The organism is Streptococcus panodentis (assembly GCF_017884005.1).
Classification (GTDB): Bacteria; Bacillota; Bacilli; order Lactobacillales; family Streptococcaceae; genus Streptococcus; species Streptococcus panodentis.
On the sequence record NZ_QFAY01000001.1, the window covers coordinates 31,794 to 49,674 of the forward strand.

Genomic DNA, 17,881 nt, shown 5'->3' on the forward strand with positions numbered 1-17,881 from the left:
TATTTCAAAATGATAGGCTGAAGCAAACTAAAAGACTATAGCAGAAATGCAGCCCTTTTCAGGAGAAAGGAAATTCTATGCCCAAGAAGTTGGCGGATGCCTTTGCGGAGGCAATTATTTCAAACAGTTCTTATGAGGAAATGGACCGGATTTATCTGAAAAACCGTATCATGGCTTTGGTCGGAGAAGGAGCGGCTGAGCAGGCCAGCAAAGCCGATCGGCTGATCGGCCTGAAAGATGAGCTGGTAGCAGCGGCTCTGGCAGCCGGCAAGATCGGTCCGACCCTAGCTGAGCAGGATAGCTTGGGAGCTGAGCTGATGGACTTCATCACCCCCTGCCCCAGTCAGGTCAATCGGGATTTCTGGATGGCTTATGCGGTCAGTCCAGAGCAGGCCATTGCTGACTTTTATGCTCTCAGCCAGCGCAATGACTACATCAAGGTCGAGGCTGTTGCCAAGAACATCGCTTTCAGGACTCCGACCGACTACGGCGATTTGGAAATCACCATCAACCTGTCCAAACCGGAAAAGGACCCCAAGGAGATTGCAGCAGCTAAAAAAGCCAAGACCAGCTCCTATCCGGCCTGCCAGCTCTGCATGGAAAATGAAGGCTACCAAGGCCGTCTGGATCACCCGGCCCGGGCCAATCATCGGATTATCCGCTTTGATCTGGCTGGGACCCAGTGGGGCTTCCAGTATTCGCCCTATGCTTACTTCAATGAGCACTGCATTTTCCTGCACAGCCAGCATGTCCCTATGGCCATCAGCCGGCTGACCTTTGAGCGCCTGCTGGACATCGTCGATACCTTTCCAGGTTATTTTGCCGGATCCAATGCTGACCTGCCTATCGTCGGCGGCTCTATCCTGACCCATGACCACTATCAGGGCGGACGTCACACTTTTCCTATGGAAATAGCCGAGCTGGCCCGCAGCTTTACTTTCACAGGCTTTGAGGGCGTGGAGGCCGGCATTGTCAAGTGGCCTATGTCGGTGCTGCGCCTCCGATCAGCTGACAGGACAGAGCTGGTGGAGCTGGCGGATAAAATCCTTCAGACCTGGCGCAGCTATTCGGATCCCAGCGTGCAGATTTTGGCGGAGTCAGATGGTGAGCCGCACCACACGGTTACACCGATTGCCCGCAGGAAAGACGGTTTCTTTGAGCTGGATCTGGTCCTGCGGGACAATCAAACATCGGCTGAGCATCCAGACGGTATCTACCATCCCCACAGCGATGTCCAGCATATCAAGAAGGAAAATATCGGTCTCATCGAGGTCATGGGACTGGCGATTTTACCGCCGCGGCTCAAGGAAGAGCTTAAGGAAGTGGAGGAGTTTCTCTTGGGCCGGCGTGACCATGTCGCGGCTATTCATCAGGAATGGGCGGACGGGCTAAAAGCGGCTTATCCCCAGATGACGGCGGATGATGCTGAAAAAACAGTCCAGCAATCAGTCGGTCAGATTTTCTGCCGCGTGCTGGAGGATGCCGGTGTTTATAAGCAGACAGCAGCAGGACAGGCCGCTTTTCTGCGCTTTGTCGAGGCAGTCGGCATAAACTCCTGAAGTATGGTAAAATAGAATATCGTGAAAAGAGAAAGGAAAGACATGGCAATTTTAGTATTAGGCGGAGCAGGTTATATCGGCTCTCATATGGTGGATCGTCTGGTAGAAGCAGGCAAGGAAGAGGTAGTGGTCGTAGATAACTTGGTGACCGGCCATCGGGCGGCAGTGCATCCAGATGCCTTGTTTTATCAGGGGAATTTGGCTGACAGAGACTTTATGCGTAGCGTCTTTGCCAAACATCCATCCATCAATGCAGTCATTCACTTTGCAGCTTTTTCCCTCGTGGCCGAGTCTATGGCTGACCCGCTGAAATATTTTGATAACAACACGGCCGGTATGGTAGCCCTCCTTGAGGTTATGAATGAAGTCGGTGTCAAGAATATCGTCTTTTCCTCAACGGCGGCAACCTACGGCGTTCCGCAGGAAATTCCAATCTTAGAAACGACACCGCAGCAGCCCATCAATCCTTACGGGGAAAGCAAACTCATGATGGAGACTATTATGAAGTGGGCTGACCGGGCTTACGGCATCAAGTTTGTGGCCTTGCGCTATTTCAATGTGGCGGGCGCCAAGCCAGACGGCTCTATCGGAGAGGACCACGGACCGGAGACCCACCTCCTGCCCATCGTTCTCCAAGTGGCCCAAGGCAAGCGCGATACCATCTCCATTTTTGGCGACAACTACGATACGCCGGACGGGACCAATGTCCGGGACTATGTCCATCCCTTTGATCTGGCAGAGGCCCACAGTCTGGCAGTGGACTATCTGCGTCAGGGCCATGAATCGGCTGCTTTCAATCTGGGCTCTTCAACAGGCTTCTCCAACTTAGAAATTGTCAAGGCTGCCCGCAAAGTGACCGGGCATCCCATTCCTCTGGAAATAGCAGAGCGGCGTCCGGGCGATCCGGATACGCTGATTGCTTCCTCTGAAAAAGCAAGGAAAGTGCTGGGCTGGCAGCCCAAATATGACCATATCGAAACCATCATCGAAACTGCTTGGAAATGGCATTCCAGCCATCCAAAGGGTTATGATGACAGAAATTAATGTATAAAATCGGCGGAACAGCCGATTTTTTCTTGCTTTTTTCAGGACATTGTGATTAAATGAAATAAAACAACCGTTGCGCAACAATTGTTTCCAAAAGGAGAAGTGATGCCACCGAGAAATAAATTTAACAAGAAAGAAATTCTTCAGGCTTGTCTGGCTATTGTCCGTGAGCAAGGAATAGCAGGAATTACTGCTCGCTCGGTCGCCGCGAAGTTAGACTCTTCATCAAAGGTCATTTTTGGTTTATTTGAAAACATGGAAGCTTTGACGCACGCCATTGTGATTGCGGCCGAGGAAATGTTTGTGGAACGAGTGCAGACAGCTCTGCAAGAAGAGAAGGCTTTCCGAGCAGTTGGGCTTGCTTATATTCAGTTTGCAGCGGAAGAACCAAAATTGTTTCAACTCATTTTTATGAATGAGCCAGAGCGTCCTATTCGAGCTTTTTCTGAATTTTTACCAGTAAAAGATTATAGTTATGACAAGATGATTGCGTCTCTACAAGAAGAATATGGATTATCAAAAGAATTGTCAGAACGATTATACCAGCACCTGTTTATCTATTCACATGGCATTGCCAGTATGACCGCTGCAGGGATTTATCGCTTTTCAGCGGAAGAAATAACAGGCTTGCTGACAGAAGTATTCACAGCCTTCCTCAAGGAAATCACGGGAGAATGAGATGATTGCATTAAAAGGTATTAAAAAATCCTTTGGGTCAACGGCAGTCCTGAAAGGAATTGATTTAGAGATTTGTCAAGGGGATTATTTGGTGATTCTGGGGGCCTCTGGCTCAGGAAAATCGACCTTATTAAATATCTTATCGGGATTAGAAAAGCCGGATCAGGGTCAAGTCTTGTACGATGGGAAAGATATAGCAGTTTTGTCAGAGAGTCAGTTGACAGAGTTTCGTAAGGAAAATACGGCTTTTATTTTTCAGCAATATTACTTGCTGTCTCAGCTGACAGTCCAGCAAAATGTCAAAATGGGAGCTCATCTAGCTAATAATCATGATTATTTGTCTGTAATTGAAGCTGTGGGATTGAAGGAAAAGCTTCACCACTATCCTAGTCAATTATCAGGTGGGGAGCAGCAGCGTGTGGCAATCGCCAGAGCCCTCGCCAAGAATCCCAGAGTGCTTTTCTTGGATGAGCCGACAGGTGCTTTGGATGAAGCAACTGGACGGCAGATCCTTCGGTATATTTCTCAAATGAAAGAAAAGTTCGGTTTTACTTTGATTATGGTGACTCATAATGAGCAGATTGCTCAGATGGCAAATACGATTGTCAAAGTAAATAGCGGGCAGATTCAAGAGATTCTTGTCAATGAACATCCTAAAAATGCAGATAAAATCGGGTGGTAGGCGATGGTGATTAGTATCAAAGATGTACGAAAATTGTTGGTTGTGGCTGTTATCAGCTTCTGTGCAGTTTTAGTATCGACTTTATTTGCGAATTTTTATTTGGATATTCAACAGTTGGAAGTTAGAGAATTATCTGCTCCTGCCCTAGCTTACTATGATGCGCAGCTGCTTCTTGCTAAATTTGTTTCTTTAATCAGTGGTGGAGTTTTGTCGCTCCTTGCTCTCTTGATGCTCTTTTTCTATATTAAGCAGTTTATTGACAGCCATAAGGAGGAGTTAGGAATTTTAAAAGCCTTTGGCTATCAGAATATCCAATTAGCCAAGCATTTCTGGATTTTTAGTTTTTCTGTCTTTATTGGCAGCTTGCTTGGTTTTGCAGCCTCTTTCGTATGGATGCAGGACTTTTATGAGCTGCGCAATCAAAAATCCATACTGCCGAATATTGACATTCATTTTCATGGAGAATTGTTTTTAGGCTTTGTCCTTTTACCGACGATTCTTTTTGCAATTGTAGCCATCGGTTATGCAGCAGTCCAACTAAATCGTCCCAGTCTCTATCTTCTGAAAAGAATAGAAGATAGTGGTGCACAACCAAAACGTCATAGGCTTCAAAAAGAGAGACCATTTCTGAAAGAGTTAAGCCATGCTAACTTTTATCACAGAAAAATGCTGATTTTCTTTGTACTCTTTTCTGCTTTTTCCTTTGCTGCTATGATGCAGCTTTCATTTGGAATGAAAGACTTCATTGATGGCAGTATTCAAATGATGATGATAGGAATTGGGCTGGCTTTAGCTGCTTCCATTTTACTGCTTTCTTTGGGAACACTCATGCAGGAAAATAAAAGAGCTTTAGTTTTGATGAAAACTTTTGGATATAGCCAAAAGGAATGCAATCATGTTATTCTGTCTAAATACAGAATCCTTGCTTATATTGGCTTTGCCTTAGGGACGCTTTATCAATATATGCTGATGAAACTATTACTTCAATTCCTTGCAAAAGATGTAGCAGGCGTTCCTGATTATACTTTTAATCCAAAGCTTTGCGCCTTTGTTTTTCTGCTCTTTGTCATTTTTTATGAAAGCCTAGTCCGATACCATATTCAAAATCTTCATCGTTTGAGTCTCAAAGAGATTATGCTGGCTGAATAATATTGACAGCTTTTGCACTAGAAAAAAATAGTGTGAAAGCCTTTTTGTGCTATCATTTGGAAAAAATCATGAATCGAACTGTTTGCTATTTACAATATTAACTGCAATCCCCTCTCCATTTCGCTAGCTTTTCCTTTAGCAATGAACCGACGGAGTCGTTTGCCTGCGTGCCGGCCGCTTAAGGCGGACTGACTCAGGATACGTTTTCCAAACAAGTCTACTAAAAGAAAGATTGGTTGCTATGTTATTTAAAACCTTAGTTAGTACTAGTTATTAGTATATCTGAAGGGATTGGGAGTGAATCTTTTGCGCCGTTATCAGATGAGACAATTGTTGACCGTTTGTTTTGTAAGGGCTTTAGAGACTTATGATATAATGAAGTCATAAAAGTTTGAGAAGTCTCTTAATCTTTTCAAACTGATTTTCATAAAAAGAATAGGAAATAAGTATGCGTTCGATTCTTGCCTTATATATCACCCTGATGCCGGTCATTCTGGCTGGAGTTCTGAATATGATCTTTTGCAAGTCTTCACTGCTAGAGGCGGCTTATCGGCCAATGGATGCTGGGCTGATTTTAAAGGATGGGAAGAGGCTTTTTGGGGCTAACAAGACCTGGAAAGGTTTCTTGGGCATGATTGTCTGGGGAGCTTTGGCGCAGATCTTTTGGGGGTTGCTCTTAAAGTGTATTCCTACTCTAGAGAAGCTGCACTTGGTTTATGCTTTCTACGAAAATACCTTGCTGTTTAATCTAGTGCTTGGGGCTCTTTTAGGGCTGGCTTATGTTTTGTTTGAGCTGCCCAATAGCTTTATCAAGCGCCGGTTGGAAATAAGAGAGGGCAAGACGGCGGAGAATGGCTGGAAATGGACTTTTATCTGGATAGACCAGATTGATTCTTTGATTGGCTGTATCATTTTCTTGCTTTTCTATATCCCTCTGTCTTGGCAGCAGATGTTGGGTATTTTAATCCTTGGGGCAGGCACGCATCTGGGAGTCAATCGTCTGCTCTACTGGGCTAAGCTTAGAAAAAATCGTATGTGAGATGGGAGTTTTTGATGAAAGAACTATGGCTGGAAAAAGAGCCTTCGGCCGTCTATGGCGGTAAAATAAATCAGTTAATCAGCCTCTGTCAGCTGGGGCATTCGGTTCCTAATGGTTTGATTTTGTCTGCGGACCAAGTAATGGATTGGCTAAGCGCAGCTCTGCCAGAATACTCAAAAGAGGGACTTAAAGAGTTAATTCATTTGGGTAAGGAGGAAATTGCGGAGCGTTTGCAGCATTATCCCTTGGAGCTAGCTTGGCTACAGCAGTTAGCATACTTTTGTCAGGAAAATCAAGCTTATATCGTTCGCAGCAGTGCCCTTTTAGAAGACGGGCAGACCATGTCATTTGCTGGGCAGTATGACTCGATTGGCAATTGCCGGACACTGTCAGAAATTGAGCAGGGCATTCGTTCTTGTCTGCTTTCACTCTTTAATCCTGAAGCCTTGGCCTACTGGCAGCGTCAGGGTTTGGCAGAGAAGGATTTTGCCATGGCAGTGCTGATTCAGGAGCAGATAGAGCCTGACTTTAGCGGTGTCTGCTTTTCCCTAGATGTGGCGACTAATCAGGACCAGTCTATGCTGCTTGAGTATGTAAAAGGCTCGGCTGAGAGTTTGGTTAGCGGTCAAGTCAATCCTGAGCAGCTAGCTCTTGCTTGGTACAAGCCAGACTGGCTTCAGTTTGAAAAGACTGAAATCCCTCTGGCAGTCTTGCAGAAGCTGCATGAACTGGTGTTGGAGATTGTGGCGTATTTTGGTCGGCCGATGGATATTGAGTGGTGTACCGTACAAGAGCAAGTTTATCTACTGCAGGCTCGGCCCATCACGACAGTACCAACTAAAATCGACAGTGGCCGCTGGACGACGGCGAATTTTCGGGATGGTGGCGTGGCGGCCCAGCCCTGTCCAAATCTGATGTGGAGCCTTTACCGCCATTCTTGGCAAGAGGCACTCTCCAGTTTTTTGCTGGCAATTGGCCTAGAGCCAGATGGTGTGATGCCGCCGCTGATGCGCCTGCATTATGCTCGGCCTTTCTGGAACTTAGGAGTGGTCAAGCAAGGTATGGAGCAGATTCCAGGCTATATTGAGCGAGACTTTGATGATGAGCTGGGAGTTAATAAAGACTACCAAGGTCAAGGTTTTACCAACAAATTAAGTCCAGCCTTGCTCTTGAATTTCCTGCGGGTAGCTTTAAAAACACAAAAAGTAACTAAAACCTTTCTGCATCAGGCGCCAGACAAGCTGCAAGAGTTGCGCCAGCAATTTAACCGCCTAAATCAAGAAATACGAGAACTGAACGACCAAAGCCCGCTCCAGCAAGTCGAGAGTCTTTGGCTGTTAGTGCTAAATCAGGCTTATTTAGACAGTGAGGGAACTTATTTCTGGCAGGCCTACATCAATACGGTCCAGCTGTCTATGAAAAAGACCAGTCTACTCAAATGGCTGACGGTTGATGAATTTTTCCAACTGATAGCTAAGTTGGGAAATGTTTCTCATACCAAGCCTTTGGCTCGAATGCTGGAAGCTGCGGATCTTATTTTGGCAGAGGAGAAACTGACAGACGATTGGCTGAAGTTATCGGTGGAAGAGTTGCAGGAACTGGCTGCACAATATCCTGAGCGAGCAGATTTTATCAAGATTCAGGATTTTCAAAAGATTTTTGGCTATCACTCGACACGGGAGCTGGACTTGCGAGTGCCTAGTTATGAAGAAGATGCTCATCAGGTTCTGACAGCGGTCCAACAGTTGGTTGCTGATACAGCTTATTACCAAGCGGCCAAAGCTTCGCTCAGTCCTGTCTCAGAGTCTAAACTGAATCTTGCCCATCTATTTCAAGTCAAGCAGAAAAAGATAGAAAAAATCAGTCAAGACCTGCGGAACTTGCTCTGGTGGCGAGAGGAGTTCAAGGACATTTCCACGCGTTATTACCACCTCATTCGTCAGATTAGCCTCAAACTCGGCCGAGCCTATGAAAAGCAAGGCTTTCTGAAAGATTCTCAAGATGTTTTTTACATTAAGAAAGAAAGTCTGACTGCCTTTATGGAAGGGCAAAAGACTGCCGACCAGCTTCAAGAAGAAGCAGCAGGTAATCAGCATTATTGCCAGGCCTATCGAAATTTTGAACCAGTGGGTGATTTGACTGACAAAGAGATGAGCCTGGAAGAGGGGGCCCATGATAGTCAGGCCCTGCTGACGGGAATGCCAGCCAGCAGCGGTCAGGTAACCGGTCGGGTTCGAGTGCTCTTGGATTTGGCCGATATTGAGACGATTGAGCCGGGAGAAATTCTTGTCACTCGCTATACAGATACGGGTTGGAGTTATGTTTTCGGTATTCTGAGCGGTCTTGTGACAGAGTACGGCGGAGTTCTCTGTCATGCCTCTATTGTCGCTCGGGAATGCGGGATTCCAGCTCTGGTCTGCGCCAAGAATGCAACTCAGCTGCTAGAAACTGGCATGCTGGTTACTTTAGATGGAAGAAGAGGAGAAATAAGAATTCATGAAAAAGAATAAACCTTTGTTTATCGGTGAATACGATAAATCTGTTATCCTGACTTATATGGGCGCCGCTTTTGCACTGTTGGCAGTCTATGCCGTCATTCAGTCCCAGCTGCGTCTGGCCATGATGGCCTTTATCGTTAGCGGTATCTGTGACCTCTTTGATGGCGTGGTGGCGCGGCGGATGAAGCGGACTGAAAGTCAGAAGCGTTTTGGCATTGAGATTGATTCGCTCTGCGACATGATTAGCTTTGCGGCTCTCCCGGCGCTGCTCCTCATGACTCAGCTGCCCTTGGGAGCGGCCAATATCATCTTGGCTGTCCTCTATGTCTTGGCTGCAGTTACGCGCTTGGCGCATTTTAACCGCTTGGCTAAGCATGATGAAGGATCGAGCTCCTATTTTATCGGCTTGCCCGTGACTTACAGTGCCCTATTTTTTCCTCTGACCTATCTGGTCTGTCAATGGCTGGCACCTGGTCTCTTTGCTTGGGTGTGGCTGGGGCTATCTCTTTTGCTGACCTTTCTATTTGTCTACAACTGCCGTATTCCCAAGCCCAATAAGCTGGCCTATCTGGTCTTTGCAATTTTAGCTGTTGCAAGTCTGATTGGTCTGGGGGTTCTCCCGCATGGTTAAGGTCTATCAGAGAAAGACTGGCCAAGTAGTGGAACCGACAGAATACAAGGCGGGGCTGTTAGATAAGCTTTATGGTACTGCTTGGGGTCGCTTCCTATTGCCTATCTTGACCCGACCTAGCCTGTCTTATCTTCTGACTTTGAAAGACTATACTGCATTTTCTCGAAAGAAAATAGCAGCTTTTGTTGAAAGTTATCAGCTGGATCTAGCTGACTATGAAGATGGCCCCTATTCTAGCTTCTCGGCTTTCTTCCAGAGAAAAATCAAGCCCAATCTGCGTCCGGTCTGTTCTGATAGTCAAGTACTGGCTGTGGCGGATGCTAAGTTAGAGGTTTTTACCATCAGTCAGGACTTGCAGCTGATGATTAAAGGGCAGACATACAGGCTAGCTGAGTTACTGTTGGATGATGACTTAGATCAGCTGTTCACTGGCGGAACAGCGCTTGTCTATCGTTTGGGAGTGGAAGACCTGCACCGCTATCTGGCTGCTGAATCCGGCAGAATTACCCTAAGTCGAAAAATCAAGGGCCGCTTGCATACGGTTAGGCAGGTAGCCCAGAAGTGGCGCTTGATTTACAAGGAAAATAAAAGAGAATACTGTCTTTTAGATACCGACCTAGGACCTGTCCTGCAGATGGAAGTAGGCGCTCTCTTGGTCGGAAGAATATACAATCACAGTCAGGACCATTTGGTCAGGGGACAGGAGAAGGGCTGCTTTGGTCTGGGCGGCTCAACCATTCTTGTCCTCTATCCGGAAGGCACGATTCGCATGGATCAGGATATTTTGACTTACTCAGACCTCGGAATAGAAACCCAGATTCAAATGGGTGAAAAGATTGGAGAAAAGCTATGTTTAAACGATTAGCTGTTTATTATAAGGAAATGTTTCCTTTGTTGCCGCGCTTTTTTGTGGCTGCCATTATGTTTTTTGAGATTTATTTTGTCCTTCTGCTCAATGACGGAGTGACCACCTTTCACTTTGACCATCAGGAGTTGATTGGGATTTTTACGATTTTTGTCTTTCTGATGATTCTGCGGATTGCAGATGATTTCAAGGACTATGAGACCGACAGGCGGCTCTTTCCTCATCGGGCTCTGCCATCTGGCCGGGTTAAAAAGAAGGACCTGGCTATTGCCCTCAGCTTTATCGTAGCGGTGTCTGTACTTCTCAATATCCTCTTTATGAACAATATCGGCTGGTTCCTCTTTCTCTATATCTACGGAACTCTCATGTCCTTCTGGTTCTTCAAGCGTGACAAGATTCAAAATTCTCTGCCTCTGGCTCTAGTGACCCATAATCCAGTCATGATGATTTTGAATCTCTATACTATCTCTTTTGTTTGCTACAAGTACAATCTGCCTCTCTTGTCCCTACCGACCGTCTTGCTGGCCTTTACCATGTATTTCCCAAGTCTGATCTGGGAAGTCTGCCGTAAGATTCGGGCGCCAAAAGACGAGACCGAGTATGTGACCTATTCAAAGCTTTTTGGCTACAAAAAAGCCACTCGTTTTATCGAGGTAGTGACTTTGCTGGATATCTTGACCAATTTCGCCCTTCTCTGGAATATTTCCCATGTCGGAGTAGTGGTCTTAGTGCTGAATGTCATCTGGATGACTGTCCAGTTTGAGCAGTTTATCAAGGATCCAACTCGCTTTAATATCCGGGAGCGGGTGGAGCGTTATACATATATCACGGAGACGACCATGGTTCTGTCCGTTGCTGTTTATCTCTTGATGGGGGTACTTTGATGAAAAAAATCAAGCAGACAGGGCTTGACCAGGTCGGAGGCAAGGCCTATCATTTGCTGAAAATGCAGGCTGCTGGTTTGCCGATTCCTGACTTTGCAGTGTTTGCTTTTGACTTTTTTCAAGAATCTGCCAGCTCTGCTGACTTGGAGCGGATGGAAGAAGCTTATCGGTCTGGAGAGTTGGACTTGTCCCAACTCAGTCAGCAATTGCAGGATTGGGCTAAAGAGCAGTTTGCGCAGGAAGATCTGACAGCAGCAGAAAACTGGATTCGGCAGGAGTTTTCTCAGACAGACTGTCGCTTTGCGGTTCGCTCATCAGCAACCATTGAGGATGGGAAGGCCTCCTCCTTTGCCGGTCAGTTTGAGAGCCAGCTCAATGTGAAGCCAGATGGACTTAAAGAAGCTATCCAAGCGACCTTGCTCTCTCTTTATCAGGAGTCGACTCTTAGTTATCTATTTGAGCAAGGACTATCGTTGAAGCAAGCGCAGATGATTTGCCTTGTGCAGGTCATGCAGGAGGGAGGCTTGTCTGGGATTTACTTCACAGCTAATCCCAAGGGCATTCTGAACGAGCACATCATTGTCATCGGTCGGGGCTTGGGCAACAAGGTTGTCGAGGATAAGATTCCTACAACCATGGTGACGCTTCATCCCAAGGACCAACTCTTTTATACAGAGCAGACGAAGGACTCACCAGAATTATCACAGGAACAACTTGCGGAGTTACAGGCCTTGGCTGGTCAGGTGAGTCAGCTTTTCGGACCTTATATGGATATGGAGTTCACCTTCGCAAATGGTCAGCTCTATCTCTTGCAGGCACGACCTATTACCACCTTGCCAGAGGGACAGCAGATTATTCTGGATAACAGCAATATTGTCGAGAGCTATCCGGGCGTTTCCAGTCCTCTGACCATTAGCTTTATTCAAGAGGCTTATGCCAGCATTTTTCGAAGTCTGGCCCAGCGCGTGGTTGGCAAGGATGCCCCTGAGTTGGCTGCCTATGAAGCCACCTTTCAAAATATGCTGCAGCCGGTCAACAGCCGGATTTATTACCAGATTCAGAGCTGGTATCAGCTCTTGCAGCTTCTGCCTTTTTCGAAGAAAATCATTCCTATCTGGCAGGATATGCTGGGCGTTCGAGAGACAGAGGTACCTCAGATGCCGGTGCACCTGTCTGCTTTCAAACGCCTGCAAATCATGCTCCGTATCATCCGAGAATTTTGGACAGCACCCAAGCAAATGCGGCAATTGGAAGAGCAGTTCGCCCAGATTCAGCGCGAATACGAAGCGAGCTTTTCTCCCGACGCAGATGCGGAGGCCTTGATTGGCTTGGTCAGCAAGCTAAAAGAGGATATTCTGGCTCACTGGGACATTACGCTGGTCAATGATCTCTATGCTTTTGTATATACTGGACTCCTGAAGAAGTCGCGTCGTGGCGGTGCTGTTCAGGCTGAGATTGCAGGAATTGAGCAGATTGAAAGTATGAGGCCGGCTTTGGCTCTGCAGGCTTTAACAGCTCAGCTGAAAGCAGAAGAAAATGCAGCGATTAGACAGGCCATGGCAAGTGAAAGTCCAGCAGTCTTTCTAAGTCGCCAGCATCCTTTGGTCAAAGAAATAGTCCATTTTATCCATGAATTTGGTGATCGGGCTCCAGAAGAGTTGAAGTTAGAAACTCCAACCTTCCGAACGCACCCAGAGCGTCTGCTCAAGCTCCTGCTGCAAATGTGCCAGCAAGAGGAGAAGAAGTTGGCACCTCAGAAACTTGAAGAAGAGGTGCAAAAATCAGGCTGGTGGACGAATTTTCTTCGCAAGCGAGCCATGACTGGTGTTAAATATCGGGAAAGCTCCCGCTTAAACCGCACACGAATCTATGGCATGATGCGGCAGATTTTCCGAACGCTTGGGCAGCAATTAGTCGAGCAAGGTCTGCTGGCTACGCCTGACGATGTTTTTTACCTGACAAAGGAAGAATTGTTTGAGTTGACCAGAAAGCCCAGAGATGTTAGTGGCTTGGTAGCCGAGCGTCGAGAAAAGATGGAGGCTGATAAGGAACTTCCAACCTTTAGTCGCTACGTTTTTGCTGGACAGGTCTTTGAGAAATACCTGAAACCGCAAAACCGCACCAGCAGTCATAATACGGCTAATCACGCCTTACAAGGGATTGGCTGCTCACCTGGCTGCGTCAAGGCTCAGGTTTTGGTCGTGGAAGATGTGCAGGAGATTGAGTCTGCTCAGGATCGGATTATCGTGACCAAGATGACAGATCCGGGCTGGGTTTATCTTCTGACCCAAGCCAAGGGTGTCATTGCAGAACAGGGGTCTTTGCTCTCGCACACAGCTATTATTTCCCGCGAGTTGGGTATCCCTTCCATTGTAAATGTCAGAGGTGCCTGCAGCCAGCTGCAAAACGGTGATTGGATTGAGATGGATGGCCTTACTGGCAAGATTCGACTGATCAAGGAGGAAGACCATGCTGGAAATTAAACCAGTCAAACCTAATACGACAGAGCTGGACGATTTTCTAGCCCTGCCCAAACAGATTTACCAGCCAGACCACCTCATGCAGTCGGAAGAGGAAGAGCTGGCTTTGATTGAGGGCAGTCACCCGCTGAGTTCTGACTTAGAAACCTATGCTTTTATTGGCTATGTGGACAGTCGGCCTTGTATTCGAGGGCTTCTGACCTTCTATCCAGATGATGAGGCTGCTTACTTGGGATTTTTCGAGTCGATCAATGATCAACAGATTGCATCTGCTTTTATCGAGCATTTAGCAGGTTTTGCTCGCAGTCTCGGAGCTAGCAGGATTATCGGTCCCGTACAGGCAAGTTTTTGGCTGGGTTATCGAATGCAGCTGACTGGAACAGAGGAGCTCCCTTTTACAGGGGAGCCTCATAATCCAGCCTATTATCCTCAGCTATGGCAGGAAGCTGGTTTTGAGATCAAGGAGCGCTATCTATCCAATTTTTATCCCAAGGTCAGCAATCAAACTCATCAGGACAAGCTGGCTCATCGCTTTGAGTCTTTTGAAGAAGCGGATTTCACCATTTGCTCTCCAAAGAAGCAGGAGTGGGAAGAAGCTTCGCTGCAGGTTTTTGAGCTCCTCAATCGCCTCTATCAAGATTTTCCGATTTATCGGTCAATTTCTAGTCAGCAGTTCAGTCAGATTTTTCAAAAATACCAGTATATTCTTGATTTTTCTATGGTTAAGCTGGCCTATAAGGAGGGCAAGCTAGCTGGTTTTCTGATTGCCATGCCGGACTACGGTTCTCTGGTTTATCAAAAACTGACTCCGCTTAACCTAGCCAAGCTTTTTTGGACCAAGCGTTTTGCAAAACGTTATACGATTATGTATCTAGGAGTAGATGAGCAATTCTTGGGGTTGGGCTCTGCCTTGGCCTATCCGATTTTTAAAGAAGCACAGAAGCGACAGGCTTCAGCTATCGGAGCCTTGATTCATCAAAAGACAGTCACCCGCCATTATGCAGCAGAACTGCAGGGTAAGAAGCATGAGTATGGTCTTTTTGAACAGGATTTAAACAGCTGATTACAGAGAGAAAAAAATATTGCTTCATCGGATTCCCTTTGCGGAATCTTTTTTTGGTATTGAAAAATGAACAGTTGTTTTTCAGCTGTTCAAAAATGAAATACTTTTAGGGATAAAAGATATTTTTTTAAGCAAAAGGATTGAATTTTGAGTGAAAATCCAGTAAAATTTGAAAGAGATTATTTTATAAAGAAAAGGGAATTTTATGGAAAAAAGAGTCACTGGCGATACACTCCAGCGCTATTCTTTTAGGAAATTATCAGTAGGATTGGTTTCCGCTACGATTGGAAGCTTCTTTTTGAGCACTGCCATAGGGGGGAATGTCAGCACTGTCGAGGCTGCAGAAGTTTCGGCTGATAAATCCGTCCCAGTCCATTATCACTATGTAGTAGAGTCAGAGCTGACCGAAGCTGAGAAAAGTGCAGTTGTGAAGGAACTTCCAAAGTTTGTGGAGGAAAGTGCGGATGCGTATTATCTGGTCTACCGTCCAAAGACTCAGGGGATTTCATCGGAAAATCTGCCGCGGACAGGCTACTCAGGACTTTGGGAAGCGACCTTCGCAGTTGCAGGAGTGACCTTGGCGGTTCTGGTCATCGCTAGAGGCAGAAATGGCAAGAGATACCTGTCTTCGATTTTGCTGGTGACAGGACTGGGCTCGATCCTTCTGGCTCCTTCTGTCTTTGCAGTGACCAATATTGAATTGGCTGCTTATAATCAAAGGCTGAATTTGGCTGTGGGAGACAAGCTGCCTGAGCCTTTGGATATTACTGGCTTTGAATATATCGGCTATCTGAAGAGCGGTGAGCAGGACAAGGGAGCTCAAACAGGAAGCCATCAGCTTCCTGCGGTTCAAAAGGAATGGTCAGCTGTCGAAGTGGATCAGCAGCCAGCTATCCAGCCAGAAAATACTGGCACGGCCAATACGGCGGTCACTGATGAATCGGAAAAACTGACTGAGCAAGAAAAGGAAGTTATTGCTGCTCAAGAACGCCAGTTTGCCCGGCTTTCTCCTACCCATGAAGTACCCGAGCTGAAAATCACAAGTGACGATACCACCCAGACTCAGAGCTTGCCTTATCAAACTGAGTATCAATATTCGGATCAGCTGGCCCAGGGGAAGTCTCAGGTGATTCGTGCGGGTATTGCAGGTACGAGGACAGTCGTGACTCGCAACTACAGCGCTGGTCAGCAAATTGTGAAGAGTGAGCTGATTTCTGACCAAGTCACTGCCGAACCTGTTTCGGAAATCATCATGGTCGGCACTGCGGCGGCCAATTATGTGCCAAAAGAAGCACCTGTCCAAGAAGTGCCTGAATTAACCAATTACGGCACTGTTCCAGACACTGCGCCTGTGCATGAAATACCAGAAGCAACCGAGTATGGAACCGCGCCCGATACTGCCCCGGTACATGAGGTAGCGGAAGCAACCGAGTACGGCACTGTTCCTGATACTGCGCCCGTTCATGAAATAGCGGAAGCGACCGAATACGGCACTGTTCCTGACACTGCTCCAGTACATGAAATTCCGGAAGCAACCGAGTACGGCACTGTTCCTGATACTGCTCCAGTACATGAAATTCCGGAAGCAACTGAGTATGGAACCGCGCCCGATACAGCGCCCGTTCATGAAATAGCGGAAGCGATCGAATATGGCACTGTTCCTGATACTGCTCCAGTACATGAAGTTCCGGAAGCAACTGAGTATGGAACCGCACCTGATACGGCGCCCGTTCATGAAGCTCCGGAAGCAACCGAGTATGGAACCGCACCTGATACAGCACCCGTTCATGAAGTTCCGGAAGCAACCGAGTATGGAACCGCACCTGATACAGCACCCGTTCATGAAATAGCAGAAGCGACTGAATATGGCGCTGTTCCAGATACTGCTCCAGTAGAAGAATTGCCAGAATTAGAGCTGACTGCAAGGGATGAAACAAGACGAGAAAAGATAGATTTTTCAGTTGAAGAGCAGTATACAGATGACATTCCTGAGGGGACCCGCCAAATTGTCACACCTGGAGTACAAGGGGAGCGAGCTATCACAACCCGCATCTATACCTCTAACGGCCAGGAAGTTGACCGTCAAGTTTTATCAGATGAAGAAATCCTTGCAGCAGTCAATCAGATTATCAAAGTTGGAACAAGGAAACCAAATCTGGTACCAAGTGATGCACCAAAAGCGGACGCCCTGCCAGAGTACCCGCTGACCTATACTGATGAAACGCGGGTAGAGAAAATTGCTTTCGATATTGAAGAGCAATATACTGATGAATTAGCTGAGGGCACTCGCCAGATTGCAACATCCGGCGTGCAAGGTGAGCGGACGATTACGACCCGCGTCTACAGCTCCAATGGTCAGGAAGTTGACCGTCAGGAACTGTCTAATGTCGAAACGCTGCCCCCTGTGACCCAGATTGTTAAAGTCGGCACGGCCAAGCCACACATGGTGCCCAATGATGCACCGCAAGCGGACGCCCTGCCAGAGTACCCGCTGACCTACACTGACGAAACGCGTGTAGAGAAAATTGCTTTCGCTATTCGTGAGGAAGAAACCGACGAGCTTGTGCAAGGTGCCCGCGAGATTGCGACTCCGGGCGTGCAAGGTGAACGGACGATTACGACCCGCGTCTACAATTCCAACGGCCAGGAAATCGACCGTCAGGAACTGTCCAATGCAGAAACCTTGGCACCAGTGACGCAAGTCGTCAAAGTCGGTACGGCCAAGCCAAACATGGTGCCCAATGAGGCACCAAAAGCGGACGCTCTGCCAGAGTACCCGCTGACTTATACTGACGAAATGCGGGTAGAGAAAATCACCTTCGCTATTCGTGAGGAGGAAACGGACGAGCTTGTGCAAGGTGCCCGCGAGATTGCCACTCCGGGCGTAGAGGGCGAGCGGACGATTACGACCCGCGTCTACAATTCCAACGGCCAGGAAATCGACCGCCAGGAGCTGTCTAATGTCGAAACGCTGTCCCCTGTGACCCAGATTGTCAAGGTCGGCACGGCCAAGTCCAGTCTGGTGCCCAATGATGCACCGCAAGCGGACGCTCTGCCAGAGTACCCGCTGACTTATACTGACGAAATGCGTGTAGAGAAAATCACATTCGCTATTCGTGAGGAGGAAACCGACGAGTTAGTGCAAGGTGCCCGCGAGATTGCCACTCCGGGCGTAGAGGGCGAGCGGACGATTACGACCCGCGTCTACAGCTCCAATGGTCAGGAAGTTGACCGTCAGGAGCTGTCTAATGTCGAAACACAGGCGCCAGTGATGCAAGTCGTCAAGGTCGGCACGGCCAAGCCACA

Annotated in this window: 13 protein-coding genes (1 of these 13 running past the window's edge); all 13 read left to right on the top strand. The window is 47.3% G+C overall.

The genetic code is table 11. The features are described from left to right. Positions 1–77: 77 nt before the first annotated feature. Positions 78–1,559 carry a UDP-glucose--hexose-1-phosphate uridylyltransferase gene (gene galT, locus DHL47_RS00160; protein ID WP_209550468.1) on the top strand — a complete coding sequence of 494 codons (1,482 nt, stop codon included), beginning with the start codon at positions 78–80 and terminating at the stop codon, positions 1,557–1,559. 42 nt (positions 1,560–1,601) lie between these two features. After that, the gene (gene galE / locus DHL47_RS00165) at positions 1,602–2,603 is read left to right on the top strand and encodes a UDP-glucose 4-epimerase GalE (protein WP_209550469.1); all 1,002 of its coding nucleotides are present in this window, start codon (positions 1,602–1,604) and stop codon (positions 2,601–2,603) included. A gap of 108 nt (positions 2,604–2,711) precedes the next feature. Continuing rightward, positions 2,712–3,284: a TetR/AcrR family transcriptional regulator gene (locus tag DHL47_RS00170; protein ID WP_209550470.1), complete on the top strand. Its 573-nt coding sequence runs from the start codon at positions 2,712–2,714 to the stop codon at positions 3,282–3,284. Between the two features lies 1 nt (position 3,285). Beyond that, on the top strand, positions 3,286–3,966 hold the full coding sequence (locus tag DHL47_RS00175) for an ABC transporter ATP-binding protein (RefSeq protein ID WP_209550471.1): 681 nt from the start codon (positions 3,286–3,288) through the stop codon (positions 3,964–3,966). A 3-nt stretch (positions 3,967–3,969) separates the two neighbouring features. Continuing rightward, positions 3,970–5,115 (top strand): FtsX-like permease family protein, encoded by a 1,146-nt coding sequence (locus DHL47_RS00180; RefSeq protein WP_209550472.1) that lies wholly within the window; start codon positions 3,970–3,972, stop codon positions 5,113–5,115. A gap of 448 nt (positions 5,116–5,563) precedes the next feature. Continuing rightward, positions 5,564–6,154 (top strand): CDP-archaeol synthase, encoded by a 591-nt coding sequence (locus DHL47_RS00185; RefSeq protein ID WP_209550473.1) that lies wholly within the window; start codon positions 5,564–5,566, stop codon positions 6,152–6,154. Positions 6,155–6,168: 14 nt separating this feature from the next. Beyond that, positions 6,169–8,664, top strand: a complete 2,496-nt coding sequence (locus tag DHL47_RS00190) for a PEP/pyruvate-binding domain-containing protein (protein ID WP_209550474.1) — start codon at positions 6,169–6,171, stop codon at positions 8,662–8,664. After that, positions 8,651–9,283: a CDP-alcohol phosphatidyltransferase family protein gene (locus DHL47_RS00195; RefSeq protein ID WP_209550475.1), complete on the top strand. Its 633-nt coding sequence runs from the start codon at positions 8,651–8,653 to the stop codon at positions 9,281–9,283. The genes DHL47_RS00190 and DHL47_RS00195 overlap by 14 nt, the downstream gene beginning before the upstream one ends. Next, positions 9,276–10,148, top strand: coding sequence for a phosphatidylserine decarboxylase (locus DHL47_RS00200; RefSeq protein ID WP_128837194.1), 873 nt, complete (start codon positions 9,276–9,278; stop codon positions 10,146–10,148). Before DHL47_RS00195 ends, DHL47_RS00200 begins: the two co-directional genes overlap by 8 nt. Then, a complete protein-coding gene (locus tag DHL47_RS00205) occupies positions 10,133–11,032 on the top strand; it encodes a UbiA family prenyltransferase (protein WP_061423395.1) in 900 nt (299 codons plus the stop codon). The genes DHL47_RS00200 and DHL47_RS00205 overlap by 16 nt, the downstream gene beginning before the upstream one ends. Next, positions 11,032–13,515 carry a phosphoenolpyruvate synthase gene (locus DHL47_RS00210; protein WP_209550476.1) on the top strand — a complete coding sequence of 828 codons (2,484 nt, stop codon included), beginning with the start codon at positions 11,032–11,034 and terminating at the stop codon, positions 13,513–13,515. Before DHL47_RS00205 ends, DHL47_RS00210 begins: the two co-directional genes overlap by 1 nt. Further along, a complete protein-coding gene (locus tag DHL47_RS00215; RefSeq protein ID WP_209550477.1) occupies positions 13,502–14,575 on the top strand; it encodes a hypothetical protein in 1,074 nt (357 codons plus the stop codon). The genes DHL47_RS00210 and DHL47_RS00215 overlap by 14 nt, the downstream gene beginning before the upstream one ends. Positions 14,576–14,780: 205 nt before the next feature. After that, positions 14,781–17,881, top strand: the start of a protein-coding gene (locus DHL47_RS00220) for a ZmpA/ZmpB/ZmpC family metallo-endopeptidase (protein WP_209550478.1). Its footprint extends 6,100 nt past the window's final position; the window shows 3,101 of its 9,201 coding nt (coding positions 1–3,101); it begins with the start codon at positions 14,781–14,783; its stop codon lies off the right edge, out of view.

What these genes read in the sequence shown, in the direction of transcription:
- galT (WP_209550468.1), top strand. Translation starts at nt 78, where the DNA reads ATGCCCAAGAAGTTGGCGGATGCCTTTGCGGAGGCAATTATTTCAAAC.
- galE (WP_209550469.1), top strand. Translation starts at nt 1,602, where the DNA reads ATGGCAATTTTAGTATTAGGCGGAGCAGGTTATATCGGCTCTCATATG.
- DHL47_RS00170 (WP_209550470.1), top strand. Translation starts at nt 2,712, where the DNA reads ATGCCACCGAGAAATAAATTTAACAAGAAAGAAATTCTTCAGGCTTGT.
- DHL47_RS00175 (WP_209550471.1), top strand. Translation starts at nt 3,286, where the DNA reads ATGATTGCATTAAAAGGTATTAAAAAATCCTTTGGGTCAACGGCAGTC.
- DHL47_RS00180 (WP_209550472.1), top strand. Translation starts at nt 3,970, where the DNA reads ATGGTGATTAGTATCAAAGATGTACGAAAATTGTTGGTTGTGGCTGTT.
- DHL47_RS00185 (WP_209550473.1), top strand. Translation starts at nt 5,564, where the DNA reads ATGCGTTCGATTCTTGCCTTATATATCACCCTGATGCCGGTCATTCTG.
- DHL47_RS00190 (WP_209550474.1), top strand. Translation starts at nt 6,169, where the DNA reads ATGAAAGAACTATGGCTGGAAAAAGAGCCTTCGGCCGTCTATGGCGGT.
- DHL47_RS00195 (WP_209550475.1), top strand. Translation starts at nt 8,651, where the DNA reads ATGAAAAAGAATAAACCTTTGTTTATCGGTGAATACGATAAATCTGTT.
- DHL47_RS00200 (WP_128837194.1), top strand. Translation starts at nt 9,276, where the DNA reads ATGGTTAAGGTCTATCAGAGAAAGACTGGCCAAGTAGTGGAACCGACA.
- DHL47_RS00205 (WP_061423395.1), top strand. Translation starts at nt 10,133, where the DNA reads ATGTTTAAACGATTAGCTGTTTATTATAAGGAAATGTTTCCTTTGTTG.
- DHL47_RS00210 (WP_209550476.1), top strand. Translation starts at nt 11,032, where the DNA reads ATGAAAAAAATCAAGCAGACAGGGCTTGACCAGGTCGGAGGCAAGGCC.
- DHL47_RS00215 (WP_209550477.1), top strand. Translation starts at nt 13,502, where the DNA reads ATGCTGGAAATTAAACCAGTCAAACCTAATACGACAGAGCTGGACGAT.